This window comes from Amphibacillus sediminis NBRC 103570, assembly GCF_001552275.1.
Classification (GTDB): domain Bacteria; phylum Bacillota; class Bacilli; order Bacillales; family Amphibacillaceae; genus Amphibacillus_B; species Amphibacillus_B sediminis.
In genome coordinates this window covers 157836-175384 of sequence record NZ_BCQW01000004.1, presented here as the reverse complement: position 1 = coordinate 175384, position 17549 = coordinate 157836, and the positions used below count along the sequence as shown (strand labels likewise).

The 17549-nt window shown below is 35.9% G+C and carries 11 protein-coding genes and 1 pseudogene; 3 read left to right on the top strand and 9 right to left on the bottom strand.

What is annotated here, in order from left to right:
- Positions 1 to 338: 338 nt before the first annotated feature.
- Both ASE01S_RS05110 and ASE01S_RS05105 read left to right on the top strand, forming a co-directional pair.
- Positions 339 to 1976 (top strand): PucR family transcriptional regulator, encoded by a 1638-nt coding sequence (locus ASE01S_RS05110; RefSeq protein WP_067839305.1) that lies wholly within the window; start codon positions 339 to 341, stop codon positions 1974 to 1976.
- Entirely contained in the window at positions 1973 to 2827 is an 855-nt protein-coding gene (locus ASE01S_RS05105; protein ID WP_067839302.1) for an alpha/beta hydrolase, read from the top strand. The genes ASE01S_RS05110 and ASE01S_RS05105 overlap by 4 nt, the downstream gene beginning before the upstream one ends.
- A 410-nt stretch (positions 2828 to 3237) precedes the next feature.
- Here the strand turns inward: ASE01S_RS05105 and ASE01S_RS05100 are convergent, their stop codons facing one another.
- The 7 genes and pseudogenes from ASE01S_RS05100 to ASE01S_RS16470 all read right to left on the bottom strand — a co-directional run bounded on the left by ASE01S_RS05100 (position 3238) and on the right by ASE01S_RS16470 (position 14276).
- Entirely contained in the window at positions 3238 to 3819 is a 582-nt protein-coding gene (locus ASE01S_RS05100; protein WP_067839299.1) for a class D sortase, read from the bottom strand.
- Between the two features lie 90 nt (positions 3820 to 3909).
- Positions 3910 to 10386: a SpaA isopeptide-forming pilin-related protein gene (locus ASE01S_RS05095; RefSeq protein WP_067839296.1), complete on the bottom strand. Its 6477-nt coding sequence runs from the start codon at positions 10384 to 10386 to the stop codon at positions 3910 to 3912.
- 973 nt (positions 10387 to 11359) lie between these two features.
- Positions 11360 to 11911: a GNAT family N-acetyltransferase gene (locus ASE01S_RS05090; protein WP_067839293.1), complete on the bottom strand. Its 552-nt coding sequence runs from the start codon at positions 11909 to 11911 to the stop codon at positions 11360 to 11362.
- Positions 11912 to 11950: 39 nt separating this feature from the next.
- Entirely contained in the window at positions 11951 to 12610 is a 660-nt protein-coding gene (locus ASE01S_RS05085) for a YdeJ family lipoprotein (RefSeq protein WP_067839290.1), read from the bottom strand.
- A gap of 134 nt (positions 12611 to 12744) precedes the next feature.
- The gene (locus ASE01S_RS05080) at positions 12745 to 13203 is read right to left on the bottom strand and encodes a GNAT family N-acetyltransferase (protein WP_067839287.1); all 459 of its coding nucleotides are present in this window, start codon (positions 13201 to 13203) and stop codon (positions 12745 to 12747) included.
- A gap of 212 nt (positions 13204 to 13415) precedes the next feature.
- Positions 13416 to 13620: pseudogene (locus tag ASE01S_RS05075) on the bottom strand (shikimate kinase); the annotation flags it as partial.
- A 125-nt stretch (positions 13621 to 13745) separates the two neighbouring features.
- Positions 13746 to 14276, bottom strand: a complete 531-nt coding sequence (locus ASE01S_RS16470) for a CDP-alcohol phosphatidyltransferase family protein (protein WP_067839281.1) — start codon at positions 14274 to 14276, stop codon at positions 13746 to 13748.
- A 369-nt stretch (positions 14277 to 14645) separates the two neighbouring features.
- Between ASE01S_RS16470 and wrbA the strand changes: the two genes are divergently transcribed.
- Positions 14646 to 15263, top strand: a complete 618-nt coding sequence (gene wrbA, locus ASE01S_RS05065; protein WP_067839278.1) for an NAD(P)H:quinone oxidoreductase — start codon at positions 14646 to 14648, stop codon at positions 15261 to 15263.
- Positions 15264 to 16151: 888 nt separating this feature from the next.
- On the opposite strand, the gene ASE01S_RS05060 is transcribed toward wrbA, so the two are convergent.
- Positions 16152 to 16448 (bottom strand): hypothetical protein, encoded by a 297-nt coding sequence (locus ASE01S_RS05060; protein WP_067839276.1) that lies wholly within the window; start codon positions 16446 to 16448, stop codon positions 16152 to 16154.
- Positions 16438 to 16638: a hypothetical protein gene (locus ASE01S_RS05055; RefSeq protein ID WP_067839273.1), complete on the bottom strand. Its 201-nt coding sequence runs from the start codon at positions 16636 to 16638 to the stop codon at positions 16438 to 16440. The genes ASE01S_RS05060 and ASE01S_RS05055 overlap by 11 nt, the downstream gene beginning before the upstream one ends.
- Between the last annotated feature and the right edge of the window lie 911 nt (positions 16639 to 17549).

Sequence of the window (17549 nt, the reverse complement as noted above, 5' to 3'; positions counted from 1 at the left end):
GTGGATAGACGATAAAAAAAGTGCTATACTTTTATCCGCGATGGATAAAGTGAAACTTCGTTCAGTGGGGGACGATACATAGGATGTGCTCGTGCAGACGTTGCGACACGACTTCGCGAACTTAATCAGCTTCCTCCATCCCCCACTGAACGTTAGTTGAACCAATCGGGCCGTTATTGGCTGTTGGATCTCCCCACTTAGACATGACGTGTTCACTTATTTCTTGTAGTGGGAGTCTTACAAAAGCCCTTCGATGGGGCGAGTAATCGCAGCCCTAGCCAGTTACACTGCGATAAATGATAGATTGCTTTTACATTAACTTTCACAGGGGGGTCAATATGCCACTAACAGTTGAGGATATACTCACGTTTGATTCACTAATAGAAGGAAAACTAATTGGCGGTTTAGACGGGCTTGGTAAAGAAGTAACCGGCATCATGGTCATGGAAGCACCAGATATTGATGTTTGGGGAAGTCATGGACAAGTTATCTTAACGAGCTTTTTCGCTTTAAAGGATTTATCTGAGGATGAAACAAAGCAATTCTTTATTAAAGCGAACGATGTAGGGATTTCTGCACTCATTGTTAAAATGGATCGTCTAGTCCAACTTATTCCAGAACACTTTATTGAAGAATGCAACTTCTTTAATATCCCTTTAATAAAGATCCAAAAGAAAACGAAATACGAAGCAATTATACTAGAAGTGATGGAAACACTGATCAATAAAAATAAAGTCCTGCTCGATCATTATTATGATATCAATCATGTCTTAACAAAAATGGCACTAGAAGAACCAAGCCTAATCGATATCCTGTTATTTATTGAACGTTTAATTCAAAAACCGGTTACTCTACTGAAAAATCATACCGTTTATATAAGTACCAATAAGGCTCTAGACAAATTTCAAACCATAAGAACTACCAGCTTACCTAAAACACGCTACACCCAATTTGAATATCAAAAGCAATATGTTTATTATCAAAACCCAGAGATGAATGATGAAAAAACAATATTAGTCGTCGACATTCCAACGTTAGGAGAGAACACATATAAACTTATTATTCATGAATTAAATCAAACAACGTCTGAAAAGAATTTTATGGCTATTGAAAATACTGTTAGCTTTCTCCAAATGGAATTTCTAAAAAAGTATGCATTACAACAGCAAAATTTAAGTCATTTAAATGAAATTATTAATGATTTAATCTATGGACGTTACCAAAGTGTAGATGAGTTGAAAGAGACATTAAACTATTTAAAGTTTCATGAAGAAGATGTTTTTAATATTGTTGTGGTAGATGTCTATGAGGATCATAATATAAAAAATAAAAAATGGGAGGATACGACTTCAATTGCTAAAGAACTCTCAAATTATATTAAATTACATTGGAAGAAATATATCTACCTCGTCAAGAAGGATAAAATTATCTTTTTAATCTCGAATACAGATAGTGACAAAAAGATAAAAGAAAATGTAATGACAGCGATTAAATCATTAACAGGCATTACCCACTTCTCAAAATTAATTTTAAATACAGGTATAAGCAATAAGGCTAATATTTTTGATTTACCGATCGCCTATAAACAAGCTTATAATCTATTAAAACTATTAAGGAAAGCCCATCACAAAAATAGGGTGATTAGTTATAAAGAGATCGGGGTCTTTCAGATTTTCCTTGAATCAAATAACGTTGAAAATTTAATCCACTTCGTACCAGATAAACTATTAGATTTACAAAAACAAAACCCTGAGCTTGTCAAAACGTTAAAAGTGTTTCTCGATCATAATCAAAACTTTAAGATAACGGCTGAGAAGCTCTTTATTCACCCGAAAACAGCCAAATATCGAATTGAACGAGTCATGCAACTCACGCAAATAAACTTTGACAATGCTGAGGAACTCTTACAAATTAATGTCGGATTAAGATTACTTGAATTTTTGAATACCACTGATGAAGGGTTGATGAAAGAATGAAAACAACAACAGTTCAATATGGCAGCATTGGACAAATTCCATTAGAAGGAACGTTTATCAAAGCTGAGCAAAAAAATCGAAAAGAAAAAACAATGATCTATATCCATGGTGGAGGGTTAGTGTATGGCAGCAGAGATGATTTACCAGACGTCTATATTCAAAAGCTTGTCAATGCAGGGTATGACTTTTTTTCGATTGATTATCCCCTAGCACCAGAGTCCAAATTAGACGACATCGTCAATAGTATCCAAAAGGCGTTGCAGTGGTTTAATGCTCATGCCAGCTCCATATTAGAACTATCAACTACCGATTATATTTTGTTTGGGCGGTCAAGTGGGGCTTACTTAAGCTTATTAATGAACAAGCAAGCTCTATTCAAGCGTCCGCTTGCGATTATATGTTTATACGGCTATTATTCTTTAATGGATGGACGGCTAAAAGGACCTAATCGCTACTACGCGAAATTCCCAAAAATGAAATACAATGATCTGTTAAAATTATTAGAGGACAAGCCGATCGTTAACGGCCCGCTTGAAAAAAGATATTCTATTTATCTCTATTACCGCCAAACCGGCAAATGGGTTTATCAATTAATTAAAGAGCAGGAATCTCTTTCAACTTATTCACTGACAGAAGAAGATCTAAAAGAACTGCCACCAACCTTTTTATCAGCCAGTACCGATGATCAGGATGTCCCTTACCATTTTACCGAGACGTTAGCGCAATCGATTCCGAAAAACGAATTATTTACCGTAAACGGCTTGGAACACGATTTTGATCGACATGTAAATTTAGTGGAATCGGAAACATTGTACTATAAAATTATAAATTGGTTAGACACGATAGATTAATATGAAGAACAAAAGAGAGATTGGAGACTTAAACCGTTAATCTCTCTTTATATAAGCAGCTTACACAAAACCTTTTTTAAATCTCTATGTTATTTCTATTTGAGAATGGACAGAGACATTCAGAGTACACTTGTTAAAATTTTAAAAGAATAGTAATTATAATAAATTTTAAAGGATAATTATGTTAAAATATTCTTATGGAAAATGGAAGGAAAGCTAGGGTTCTATGCTACTGAATGAAGGAGGAGTTGGTGGCAAAATTCCTCTTTCTTACTATGTTGATGGACGACAATAGAAATTAATCGAGTAAGGAAAAAAGGGAAACCGTCTAACATTGGGTTCCCCTAAAATGACCGAATTTATCAACATTAAATATTACAGAGCTAAAACTAAAGCAATTGATAACTTAGCTATAGCAATTCTTGTACCTCTACTAACGTTCCCTTTACAACGACTCGCTCTTCACCAGAAATGGTACATGTTATGAGCGTTATTTCTGGCCCATTGTTATCAAGGACATCGACTTGGGTCGCTTCAACAATCATAATTGTGCTGACTTTGTAAACAAATCGTTTATCATCTGTTTCTAACAGTATCTCTTCACCTTCCCTAACATTAGGTAATTGGCTAAAATGACGATCACTACGATAGCCACGATGGCCTGCAATTGAAATGTTATCCAACTCTGGATTCTGGTCTGATTTAATTTGGGTTAAGCTAATGGCTAAGTTCTCTTCAGTAGTCTCCGGTAGTACAAATTGTTCAAGCTTAATAGAGGGTATTTCTAGATGATAGACACTTTCAAGTTCTTCTCTAGACCAGTTTAATTCTTTTTGGTCTCCATCTAATCCGTCGCGTTTTAATAAGTTCATTGCATCAACCAACTCTTGATTTTTATGTGTAGTATACCAATCATAGGTTAAAGGGACAGATATACAAATAACCCCAACTGCAATAAAAATGATTCCAAATATTAACCGTTTATTGATCATGTAAGTCCATCCTTTAAGTAGTTTGACAGCTAAGTTATTTTATTGACAAAAGGGATGACGACATTTTATGCTTGTCATCCCTTTTTCAACTTAACCGAGCTTTCTTCTAACTTTCTTAAAATGATTAATGACGATTAGACTTCCTGTACCCACTAACATTCCACCCAGAATCATCAAATATCTTAACCATTCTTCACCTGTCTGTGGCAATTGAAATGGATTTTCATTCTCTTCAGAAACTGGTGGTTGAATGTCGTGCTCGACTGGATTATTCTCAATGACCAGCTCTAGGTGACTTTGTCCCAACTCGATTAAAATTTCAACAGGCTCTGTAAGAGCGCTATATCCATATGGTGCACGCTTTTCTATGAGTTGATACTCACCCGGAGGTAGATCTTCAATCACCGCTCTCCCACTATTATCTGTTACCACGTTAGCTATAATTTCACCAGACTCATTAACTAACTCAAATTCAGCCCCAGCCAACGTATTATCCGTTTCACTATCTACCTTAATTATTTCAATTTCACTCAAGAGTATTGTATTTTCGAAATCAAGCGTTAAGGTTTCCTGTTGATTCTTTTCAATTTCAAAGTTAAGTGGCGTGTCATCTAACTGATATCCAAATGGAGCTTCTGTTTCAATAAAGGCATAATTACCGGGCTTAAGCTCTTCAACTAGTAAGATACCTTGCTCATTTGTGGTTAAACCTGTGTCTATTTCATCACCATCTTCATTAACAAGCGTAAAAACAGCCCCTTCAAGCGTAGCTCCTTTTTCATCTATTTTAATTAATTCAACTGAACCCGGTGTGAGTGTATTAACAAAGGTAAACTCACTAACCTGAGACTCGCCTAAACCTATCTCGAATTCAATTGGCGTCTGATCTAAATCATAGCCTGGGATTGTTTCAATTTCTATTAATTTGTAAATACCTGGATTTAAATTTGAAATCAGTAGCCGACCATTTTCATTCGTAACTAAATCCGTCTGTAATGTATTTCCTTCTCCGTCTTGAAGCTCGAATACAACCCCCTCTAAAAGCACACCATCTTCTCCCTCTTTCACTAACTCAAAGGCACTCGGTGTATAAAGATTCTCCATTACCAATTCCAGTATTTCTTGTTGATTAAAAGCAATCTCAAATTCAATTGGTGTATCATCTAACTGGAAACCAAATGGAGCTTGTGTTTCAACAAGTGTGTACTGACCTGGTTTTAAATCCTCAACGACTAACAGCCCTTGTTCATCAGTTTCAAGATTTGTTAACATTTCATTTCCATCTGAATCAAACAGGGTAAACATAGCCCCAGCTAATGTCTCTCCACCCTCACCTACTTTTAATAACTGAAAAGCACCCGGTGTTAGCGGATTAATAAAATGAACCTCTACAGTTTCTAACTGACCAAGTTCAATTTCAAATTCAATGGGACTCGTATCAAGATCATAACCAGGAATTGTTGCTGTCTCAACAAGTTGATAATTACCCGGTTTCAAGTCTTCAATCAGTAACCTTCCATCAGAATTAGTTATTAAATCTTCCTGTAAAATATTCCCGTCTGAATCCTGAAGTTCAAATGCAACCCCTTCTAGACGCTTGCCGTCCTCATCTTCCTTAATTAACTGAACAGCTCCAGTTGATTGTTCATTTTCAAATTCCAACTCTATAACAGTTTGTTGATCAAAGTCAATTTCAAAAGTTATTGGGCGGCTATCTAATTCATAACCAAATGGTGCTTCGGTCTCTATTAAGCTATATTGACCTGGCAATAGGTTTTCTATAAGCAAAATTCCCTCAGCGTCTGTTCTTAAGTCTGTTTCAATTTCTTCCCCTAGATCATCAACTAGAGTAAATATAGCCCCTTCCAGTGCTTCTCCTAATTCACTAACTTTGTTAAGCTGAACTGAACCTGGCGTCAAGTTATTAACAAAAGTGACCTCTGTAACCTCAGTTTGTCCTAAGCCGATTTCAAACTCAATTGGGGTTGAATCAAGTTCATAACCCGGTAGAGTCGCTGTTTCAATTAACTGGTATGCACCAGGAGTTAAACCTGTAATCAACAATTTGCCATTTTCATCTGTCATCAAATTGGTTTGAAGGGTATTTCCTGCTCCGTCTTGAAGCTCGAACACAGCCCCTTCTAAGAAGGTACCGTTTTCTCCCTCTTTTGTTAATTCAAAGGAACTAGGTATATAATTATTTACAACCTCTACCTCAATTGTCTCTTGTTGATTAAACACAATTTCAAAGGGAATTGGTGTCTCATTTAACTGGTATCCAAATGGTGCCTCAGTCTCAATAAAGGCATATTCACCTGGTTTAAGGTTATCTACCATCAAAAGACCGTCGTCATCGGTCCTTAACCCTATTTCAATTTCTTCCCCTAAGTTATCTACTAGGGTAAAAACAGCCCCAGCCAATGATTCATCATCTTCACCTACTTTAAGTAGTTGAACCGAACCAGTAGAAAGTGGATTAACAAAGGTAAGCTCTAAGGTTTGAGACTGACCAAGTTCAATCTCAAATTCTATGGGACTTGTATCCAGCTCATAGCCAGGAATTGAAGCAGTTTCAACTAACTGATAATAACCAGGCTTTAAATCACTAATATATAACTCACCATCTGCATCCGTTCTTAGATCGGTTTGTAGGGTTTGTCCTTCTTGATCTTGTAACTCAAACGTAACGCCCTCCAATAGCGAGCCATCTTCTCCCTCTTTAATTAATAATACAGATCCCCGCGCTTGTTCGTTAATAGTTTCGATTTGCAGGACGTCTTGTTGATTAAAAACGATTTCAAATTCAATAGGAGTTGGGTCTATTTCATGTCCAAATGGAGCTTCAGTTTCAATAAAAGCATAATTGCCAGGCTTAAGCTCTTCAACAATTAAAATACCTTGCTCATTTGTTGTTAAACCTGTTTCTATTACATCACCATCTTCATTAACAAGCGTAAAAACAGCCCCTTGTAACCCATCATTGTCTTCTCCTAACTTAGTCAATTCAACTGATCCTGTCGCATATTCATTGACTTTTACTACTTCAATCTGCTCTTGTTGAGAAAATTCAATGGTAAAAGGAATAGGAGTTGGGTCTAACTGATAGCCTGGTAATGTATCGGTTTCGATAAAGGCATAGCGACCAGGCTGAAGATTTTCGACAGAAATAACTCCCTCTTCATTAGTCGTTAACCCCGACAACACTACTTCTTCTTGCTCATTTACTAAATCAAATACTACTCCTTCTAACGTTTCACCTTCCTCATCGACCTTAGAAAGAAGAACTGAATTATCATATTCCATATAAATGCCCACGCGTAATGGTTCAACTGGCTGTCCATTGTCGGTTGCAATGGCAAACGAGTTCCACGCAGCTCGAGTAGCTGGGTCAACAGTTGGATCAAGAATATCCTCAGAAACCTCAGACCATAAAGGAGCTTGCATTGTATATTCAATCACCATGTCTTGTCCTGCTATCCATTCTGTATCATCCTTAAGCTCTATTTTAAAAGAATGAATTTCAGACCAATCTGCTACATTTGCTTCTAGTACCCAGTCAGGGTTTTCAGAGCCTGATGGATTAGATAGCTGCTCTGTAGAATCAGGATAAATAGTATTTTGAATTAAATCATCTCGATATGGATTTTTGGCACTACTATAATAGACGTTCACTAACTCTTCCCATTCAATAGGTAATTGAATCGGACCTGAAAGATTAGGTGTGAATTGGCTACCACGATCAATATTATCTGTAATACCTAAATCACCTATTGAAGGTAGCACGTCAATAAGTGTTAGAAATGAAATATCTCGACTCGTAGTGTTGCTCAATATTAAACGATAATCAATTGAACCTCCGGGTACAGTTTTACCGAAGTGGGAAAAGTCGTTATCCAATTGACCTCTAACAAGTTTTTCAGTTTGGATATTGTAGTTTCCACTGATGGAATAAATATTCCCTGACCTTATTCGCGGTTGATCTTCATTACCATTGTCATTCAAATCCCCAGTATCTGTTTGCAGCACAGTATCTGTTAAAGCTGGATCACTTACACTGGGCACAGCTAGCTCATTATCTCCTGAGAAGCCATATACTTCAAATAATAGAGAACTAGGTGCTATGCTATCTATTTCCAAGTCGATCTCAGCGTAAACGGATTGGCCAGGCCGCAATAAATGGTCATACCAGGTAAACTTAACGAGCTGGCGACCGCTGGCATTATAACTATCACTTAAAACTTCAAAGTCGCCACCAATTGCCCCGGTTGATTCTAACGTTGAACGACCATCGGCATCTATAAAAGCCTCATTCGTTTGCTCGGCCAATTTCACACCGTATGGTAAAAGAACGACAGTTTCTAAAGCACCTGTCATGGCTAAAGTTGAACTATTTTGTGTATTTAAGTCAACACGCATGCGATTCTCTCCTACCATAACCTGACCGCCAACATGTTCAATAAGCTCGACTCCAACCGTTGCTATTGGCGGCTGATCTGTTGGTTTAGGAGCGATGACGGCTGACCTTGCCCCCGCTAGAGGATCGTTATTATAGCTATTTGCAAATGAACGGCCAGCTCCATTTACACCATAAACATCCCATGTATTAGTAACTGGACCGACATATCCAGGCGAAACATCAAAATAGTAGGTCGCTAAGCCATTGTTTAGCATACCGCTAGGGGCATACGTAAAGTTCAAATGTATTTCAGTCACTAAATCATCTGTTTCAATTCCTAATTCTGAACGATTGTAGGTTCGAGAAGTCTCAGCATTTTCAACAAGTAGTTGTCTTACCCCGTTAACCGTTGCCTCAATATTAAACACAGGGTCATCTCGTAAAGGTACCCCACTTGGATAATTAGCATTTGGTCTAAAGACAAAGCCTCTAGGTGTACGAAGCTCTTTGAAAATTAAATGACGGTCAATATAATAGGATGTTGTATACTGTTGAAAATCACCATATTGACTTTCTGGAAGTGGTGCTATTCCATGCGAAAAAGCAAGTAGGGCATCATCGTATACAATCGGATTTGGATTTCTATTTGAAGCACTAGCAACACCACCCTCTCCATTCGCTGGTCCAAGATGCTGTGGAACATACCAAGTACCGGTAATATCTCCATTAGCCGTATCGGAATCAACAACCACGATCGAATCAGATGCCGACACACTGTCGCTGTGGTTACCAACAAAGACTAATTCACCGACAACTTGATTGGTAAGGGTTTCGTCTATAGTTCCACTTCCTACAACCAACATCACTTCAATTTTTTCTGTAAAGAGTTGGTTAGTCGATTGTTCTTGCTCCTCAAAGCTAGGAGCATCAAATGTCCAGATAAGCTCATTTCCATTTTGTTCAGGCTCAGGACCACTTATAGTTGAATGATAGGCAAGACCTGGAGGCAACGTATCTACAATTGTTATGTGTTCATTCTCATCAATATAGTGTTGTCCCAGATTATTCTTTGGGACATCGATAGTGATCTCCCAAACCGTTTGCGAATTTGGGGTTGGGATATTAAGGTTATTTCCTAGAGTTCTTTTATAGCTTTTCGATAAAGAAATTGGATTAGTTGCTTCTACCATTATAGTAGCTGAGTCAGTTAACTCTACTTGCTCATTAGCCACAAAAGATGCTGTTACATCTAATGCAGTACCATCCACAATATAGCCATTTTCAGTTGAAAGCCTGATTATATTTTCATAGGTTTGTCCTGCTGCAATTGAATCGAATTGATAAATTAATTGATTAGTATCTGAATCAAAAATTGGTTCAACCCCTGCAATGATTAGGTCACTAGTCAATTGGTTAAATTGGATATGATCGCCAACTGGCAAATCAATGACAATAGTGGCATCGGTATATTCAGTACGGGAGCCAGTAAGCTTTAATACAATTCGATATACTGCATCATTTCCTGATAAAATCGTTTCTCGCAGTGGAGAAATATCTAAATCCACATTCAAGTTACCAACATATGGGACAAAAATATTTTCACCATTTGTTTCATTCTTTTCCACTTCAGATTCTAAATCATCCACCACTAATTTGGCATTTTCATTAGATTGACTCTGTTCTAGTTCACTCTCTTGTTTCACAACAACATTGTCTTCTTTTTCATTGAAGTCTTGATCGTTTCCAACAATCTCAAAGATGAAAATTTCGCTCGTTACATCAGAGCCAGCCTGATATCCAATAGCAGAGAGCTGATGCATACCTTCGGCTAAGTGATTTAATACCAGTTTAAAGTCATTAGGCGCCTCGACATCAAATATAATTGTGACTTGATGATGATTAGCATCATAGGTTAAATGTTGACCCTCTTGGCTTTCACTAATAGTAGCGCTTTCATTGAATTCTACCCCTTCTGGCAGGATTAAAGCTATTTTATCTATTGACTCTCCGGCTAAAACATCTAGAATAGCTAAATCCTGACTGGCACCTTCTTCAATTTCAATTTTAATGTGACTAGTGTCTAACATACTATTGGCTATCATAATAATTGGCGGACTAAATTGACTACTAATGATCATAAAAATTAGTATTAACGAAAAAAATCTTTTCATTGCTCATCCATCCCCATCTTTGTCTATTATAATTACCTCTTCTGCGAACTAAAAAGTGAAATTTCGTTCAGTGGAGGGCGACGCATAGGATGTGCTCGTGCAAACGTTAAGACACGATGTCGCGAACTTAGTCAGCCTCCTCTCTCCCCCAACGAACGTTAGTTGAACCAATCGGGCCGTTACTGGCTGTTGAATCTCCCACATAGACATGACGTGTTCCCTTATTTCTTGAACTGGGAGCCTTACAAAAGCCCTTCAATGGGGCGAGTAATCGCTGCCCCAGCCAGTTAGCTGCGATATAATCCAGCTTTCTAGTGATTTAGGATATATGCTAGTCTATTACGTAGGAAAACACCTCCCCTTCAAATGACAGTTTAAATACATAACAGATTAATAAGTTTAAAAAATACCGAGAAGTAGTTGTCTTGTGGTGCAAATCCCAATGAGAAAAGTAATATGAGTGTTGATAAAAATAAGGTTTACTCAAAAAGAATAATATTAGTATTTGTTAAAAATGTAGAACCAGTATGGGATTTAACCAAAATTTTGACGTAAAACAAATTATTAGTATTTCAATTTTATATTATCATAATTTTGCAAAAATTAATATATAGTTTAACATTTTTCTCATAAGTTCTGCATGAAATTGTTATCATATAACGTAAAGTGTCGATATACTCCTTTAACCTAAAAAAACTCAAGCAGCGGAAAATCTTCTTGAGCTTTTTATTTCGGTTTAAGGAAATCAAATGCATCTTGGGGGATGTATGCCCAAATTTTATCAAGCGAAGCTCGATATATTTCCGCTGAAAATCTGTGGCATCTGTTGGAGGCTTTCCTTTATTTAGCCTGATGTTTGAACCCTCTCTGTAGGGATGATAAATAGGCGTTCATCTCCACTCATAGTAGTGGGAGACTTCTGCTAAAACAAGTTAATAACCCTGAGGCGAAGCTAAATTTTTCTAGCTCTCTCCTAGTTATCGTCGTTAAATCTCCCCATTATTACAGTATTATAGTATTTCCCATCAGATAATCGCTTATCTCCTCTCAAAATTCCTTCTTCTTCAAAACCGTAGTTTTGATAAAGCTTTATCGCTTTTGCATTGGTTTCAAGTACAGTCAAAGCTATCTTTTTAACATTATTTTTATCAGCCCATTTTATTGTTCTCTTTAAAAGATTTGTACCGATGCCATATCCCCAAAAATCCTTTAAAACACAAATACCAAACTCCACTTTATGAGACATTCTTTTTAACGGACTACCGACGCACCTTGAGAAACCCACTACCCTACCATTTGCTTCGCAAACTAAAAATAGATGATGGGGCTTTTTACTATCTGCTTCGATTAGCTGTTTAAAACCAATTTCGTCTATGACTGCCTCACCTTTCTCTCTATCCATATATTCCGTTTCACCATCGATCTGCAACCGAACTTCGGACAAGCTTTTTGCATCACTCGCTTTCGCTGACCTTATTATATAACTGATATGATGATGTTGAAATTCCTGTGAATCTATGATCAATTCAGTCTCCCTCTTTCCTTATCCAAGCAAAGCACTAACTTAACCACTAACATTAAGAACGTTGATTAATTTGATAACTTCTTGATTACTACCTAAGTTAACGTTGACTAACTCTGTATGTTCAATAATATCCTTTGTGTATTCTTGCATGAAGTTTTCATCTACATCAGCAGGAGACTCCCAGCGCAAGGGAACGTTGTATACATTAATGGTGCCATCTCCATTGCCGCTATAAGTAACTGAGCCATCTATTGAACGAGAGCCGGATAATTGGATAACATCTTCTGGGTAGCGTGCACTTGTGTCATCATTAGGATTAATTAATTCACCAGCAGAAATATGCCGAACATTCAGTTCATCTACCTCTTGATTTGGTCCTAGTTGCAGCCATACCCGAGCGTACTCAATCTGTTCACTCGAATACTGAGCTAAAGCTTCACTATCTTGCTTACTGCTTACATTTGAGTCATTATCGTAATCAATCGATTGATCTGAAGTGTTACCCTGTTCATGATCTGACTTCGATTCCTCTTGTTTATTGTGAGATTCACTTTGATCTGGTTCGATTGTTTGTCCATTAGCTGCTTCTAGCGTAGAACCTGAGGGATCAGTTGCAGGTTCTTCGTCTTTACGACCAGCGCATCCCGCCAACAAAAGTAGGATAATACTAACATAAAAAACTTTTTTTAGATTTTGCATTCTCAAATGTCCCCTTTGCTATGTTAAAATCATTGATGTTTTGATCCATTTATTTCACTGTTAATTAGCCGCCCATTACATGAAGCACGGACTCTTGAGTTAGCCAATTATGTAACAAATATTATTTTTTTGACCTAACCATTGTCGTTAAACACTTTTTTCATTAGAAAGGCTGAATCTTTTAATTCTGTAAAGCCATTTTTATGATAAAAATGATATGCTGATACAGTCCTTTCTGTAGCTAACCAGATATGTTTTATTTCTTCGCCTTTCAAAATATCACTTATTTGGGTAAGAAACATACTACCTATCCCTTGATTTTGTTTTTCCTTTGAGACAAAGAATTCCTTAATAAAATATTCGCGACCTTCCCACCAGTTAAACACATACCCTAATGAGCCACCAACTAGCTTTTTATTTTCATCAAAAAAGACGAGTGACAATGAGTTTTTATTATCTATCAGGTCTTTTAAGTATAAGTCGACTTGTTTTTCGTCTTTCCATTTGTCAAACCAAGGTTCTCTTGAGAACACATCTAAAAATAATGCTTTCATTTCCTCATATTCACTTAACTTTAAAAAGCTAGTTTCCATTTAGCTATTCCTCCTTTATCTTTATATTTAGAAAGCCTCTTACTAACTAAACCCTCCATTTATATCATATCACTATAATCAATGAATAGACTCACCACATCTACCAGCTGGTAGTAACAAAATGCTAACCGTTCTTCACTTAAACGAAACAATTCCTTCACTTTATTCTGATTCAAGGGCAAATCCTATTTTTTCAACTGATTTTGTAGTTTTAGATCACTCTTTACGACTGCCTCAAATATTTCTCCGAAACAGCTCTACTAATCTCCACATTTCTGAATTAAACCTGAAGATTGGCGCAAGTAAATCAATGGTCATATGATTATGGAGGAGTTTTAATGCAGTTATCTTTTGTAACTCCTGCCTTACTGCTATTTTGCCAACTGCTTGAGGCCCGAATATAAATACTAATTTCATAGTTGCCCTCCAAATTTAATTGTTTTTAAGTTAATCGATCATTAAGCGGTATAATCCTGCTTAAAGTAATCTTCGATGGTTAAATAAGAAAAAAAGTGCCTTGCACCTTATTAAGCTAAGCACTCTCAAAGAATACTTTTTATATTCAGATTTAACTCTTTAGAAGTCAAATTTATAAATAGTTCTTCCATAGCCGGTATGATAGTAAATAAACTAATTACTATAAATAAGGAGAAGCGAAAATTGGGATAAAGGAAATAGAGAGGGGTGATAATGAATATAACTGCGCCTGCTAATTTATTTAGATAAGTATGCAATAATACTAGTTTTTTATATCGAATAAACCCAATTATTATTGAAATACTTCTAGTAAAAAAGACAAATACCAATAATATTATAAGTTGTATTGGAATGCTATAGTTTGTAAACAACACGCATGATACAAGAATTACCATGATGAAATCCGCAATACTATCTAATGTCGCCCCCGTATTGCTTGTAAGATTATATTTTCGAGCAAAATACCCGTCTAAAACATCTGTGATCCCGCAAATTAAATAAACAAGTAACCAGCTTAAGCTTAATGGTGAGATAAACCACAATGGAACAGACAAGAAAATTCTAATCAATGTTAAGATATTGGGTAGTAATTTCATAGCCCCTCCCTTTTCCTGCCTTCTTTTGATGATTATAGCATAAAGCTTTATCTTCTATATAAACTTTTTAACTATATCCATGTGTAAATATCCAGTGAAAATCAATGGATCACTCCCCTCAATTTTCGCTCCAAGTCCAATCCACTTACCAACTTTAGTCCTGTTTAAACCAATTGTTATTGCCCCCATCAAAAAATTAAGTAACTCATTATAGTGATTTTATCAAAGATCTGGTCTAGATAATATAATACCAAAATTAAAAAAAGTAAGAATAATATATCTGAATTTAAAAAGAATATAAAGTGATCATTCAGTATAGGTTTCTTCTCGAAGATCTTCGGGAAATCACCGATAAAGGAGGAAAGAAACATGGCAAATGTGAAATTAGCTGTTATTTTTTACAGTATGGGTGGTACAAATGTTCAACTTGCAAAATGGGCTGAAGAAGGAGCGGAAGAAGCAGGAGCAGATGTAAAGGTATTTAAGGTACAAGAACTAGCATCAGAGTCAGTCGTTCAAGGTAATGAAGTGTGGAAACGAACAACAGAATCTACAAAGGATATTCCAGTTGTTACATCAGAAGATATGGAATGGGCAGATGCGATTATTTTCAGTGTTCCTACTAGATTTGGTAATGTACCCTCCCAAATGAAGCAATTCCTTGATACCCAAGGTGGATTATGGGCAACTGGAAAAACAGTAAATAAGGTAGTTAGTGCAATGACTTCTGCCCAGAATCCGCACGGCGGACAAGAAGCGACCATTTTGGCACTGTATACATCCATGATGCATTGGGGTGCAATCATTGTACCACCAGGATATACAGACCCTGTATTAAACGCTGCAGGTGGGAATCCTTATGGGACCAGTGTCACTGTTGGCGAAGATGGGAAAATGAAAGATGCAAGTCAAGCAAAAGCAGCTGTAAAACACCAAGCTAAACGTACCGTAACAGTTGCCGAATGGGTAAAGAAAGGGACTCAATAAAGATAGTTCGACTATAATTTGTTAGGGGAAACCTAACCTTTGTTTGGATCACATTAAACGAGTAAAACGTACAAAAGGTAGTACAGATCAGAACATGGTTTGTGCTACTTTTTTAGTCATATTTTCCCCCGACTAATATCATTAGTATATTAAGTTTATCTAAATTTAGTGAAACTTCGTTCAGTGGGGGGATTTTTCCCTCCCCTACTGAACGTTAGTTGAACCAATCGGGCTGTGTCACGCTTGCCTTGGTTCGTAAACTAGCCTGGGAAGAATACTTGATTCACAATGTATTGGTTGCAAGCATAATCAAAATAACGTATCGTCATTTCTAAAAGTGATTGACAATTGAGGGAATAAAAATAAGATTAAGGTTCTATCGGGGGCATATAGCTATAGGAACTTTCGATACTATCGTTACTGCACTATGCAGTTTATATTAAAAGCAGTTGACCAAAACAAATAACCAAAAAACAAACATCCAAGCACCTAAACGCACTTGAATGTTTGTGATAAACTTAACAAAATTGCCAACAAAGATTCTGCTCACTACAATTTAACAAGGACCAATACAGGAGCCATCTCTGTATCTTTTAATCACATGAATTTCACTTTACACCTTAAAATAGAATTTTTCTAGTGAAAAATATGCGCAATATGCACTCCTATTGCTAATCCTAAATAGTAGATTAATATCCATATACTTAATGCACAAGCAACTTTGAATAACAGTGGGTAATTTTTAATTAATCTGGAAAAATAATCATGTAAATTCACTAAACATTCATCCCCTATTTCATTTTTAAATCAGTAGATTGAGTAGGTGCTTTATTTTTTGGGGCTGCTTAGATCAAGTGTTTATACAATATCTTGACTTTAATGTATTAACTATCGATATATTAAAAACCCAATAATGAAACCAACCAAACAATATAATGGTAAAATTTTTAGTATTAATGTTTTTAGCGATGTTTCACCAAATGAGCCCACTACTATTCGATAGGAGCTAATAAAGCAAAGTATCGCAACTGCTGCAAATAGTAAAACAAAGGTAATATTTATATTACTGTCAACAAATAGTGTTCCAAGCACTGCACCTAATAAAGAAAATACAGTTCCACTAATCAAGTACTTTATAGATTGTCTAAACGTAATATTTCTGTTCTTAGTCTTTTTATTTACCATGTCTTCCACATCCTAATAGACCAACTGTCCCCAATCCTAGTCCAACAAGACCACCCACTATATTTCCGGCTACAGGAAAAACTGATCCTATAGCTGCTCCATACCCCATTGAAGCTCCTGTGCTAATAAAAAGCATCTTCCATTCACAAGTACTTCCGCCATTAATCGCTTCCAATTCTACTTTATTAATAGATTGAAACTTTGAATTCCTAGCATCTCCATAACATTACACCTTCCTATTTTTTGAATATTTATATTAAGGCAAGGCGCCATGTCAATTTGCAAATATCTCGATATAGTTTACTATCTTAGATTTCACAAGACGCCTGTTATTACTTTAATTTTGAAATTTTGTCAGAAAAAGATAAAGTAATAAATCCAGTTATAAAAGATTGTAAAAAAATATTATTTAAGTTAATAATTTTAAATAAGTAAACTGTTAATGTAAACAAGACAAAATACAAAGCAAAAAAAATACCTAGTTTATAAAAGTTGTTTTTCATATACAAAACTCCTCGTATATATTATCGCTTTTTTTCCGCTTAGTCATTTGCCGATGTCGATTGTATAAGTGGAACAATTCGTTGCTCTTCAACAATTGACACGTGCTCGTTATAATATTATCTGTCAAATCATGCAAGAAAAAGTACATGGCCCCACAGTCTTTTTTATCATGCTGTTTTACAACGTGATACTTTTTCAACATAAAGAGAATCTCCTTATATAGAAGTAATTGGTGTAATATTCAGAAAATTTATATAACAATAAATTACTATACAAGTAAAATCTGAAATGTCTTATGAAAGATGAGAAGTTTAAGGCGTAATAAAAAATGACATTGTAATAATAGTAAAAAATATAATTATTTAATAGAAATCTAACATAAATAACAAAATATTGTCAATATATAAATTAAAAACCATTAATGTCAAATATTTAAAAAGTTATAAATTTTTAAAATGATATTTAAGCGATTAGAGGTAAATAACCTCCTCCATTAAATAGAATACTAGGGTTTCGACACATAATATGAGAGTTATCGGCTTTATTGACGGAGATGGACGTCAATGCAATTTCTCAAGAAGTTCTTTTGTTATGCGG

What these genes read in the sequence shown, in the direction of transcription:
- ASE01S_RS05105 (WP_067839302.1), top strand. Translation starts at nt 1,973, where the DNA reads ATGAAAACAACAACAGTTCAATATGGCAGCATTGGACAAATTCCATTA.
- ASE01S_RS05085 (WP_067839290.1), bottom strand. Translation starts at nt 12,610, where the DNA reads ATGCAAAATCTAAAAAAAGTTTTTTATGTTAGTATTATCCTACTTTTG.
- ASE01S_RS05060 (WP_067839276.1), bottom strand. Translation starts at nt 16,448, where the DNA reads ATGGTAAATAAAAAGACTAAGAACAGAAATATTACGTTTAGACAATCT.
- ASE01S_RS05110 (WP_067839305.1), top strand. Translation starts at nt 339, where the DNA reads ATGCCACTAACAGTTGAGGATATACTCACGTTTGATTCACTAATAGAA.
- wrbA (WP_067839278.1), top strand. Translation starts at nt 14,646, where the DNA reads ATGGCAAATGTGAAATTAGCTGTTATTTTTTACAGTATGGGTGGTACA.
- ASE01S_RS16470 (WP_067839281.1), bottom strand. Translation starts at nt 14,276, where the DNA reads ATGAAATTACTACCCAATATCTTAACATTGATTAGAATTTTCTTGTCT.
- ASE01S_RS05100 (WP_067839299.1), bottom strand. Translation starts at nt 3,819, where the DNA reads ATGATCAATAAACGGTTAATATTTGGAATCATTTTTATTGCAGTTGGG.
- ASE01S_RS05095 (WP_067839296.1), bottom strand. Translation starts at nt 10,386, where the DNA reads ATGAAAAGATTTTTTTCGTTAATACTAATTTTTATGATCATTAGTAGT.
- ASE01S_RS05080 (WP_067839287.1), bottom strand. Translation starts at nt 13,203, where the DNA reads ATGGAAACTAGCTTTTTAAAGTTAAGTGAATATGAGGAAATGAAAGCA.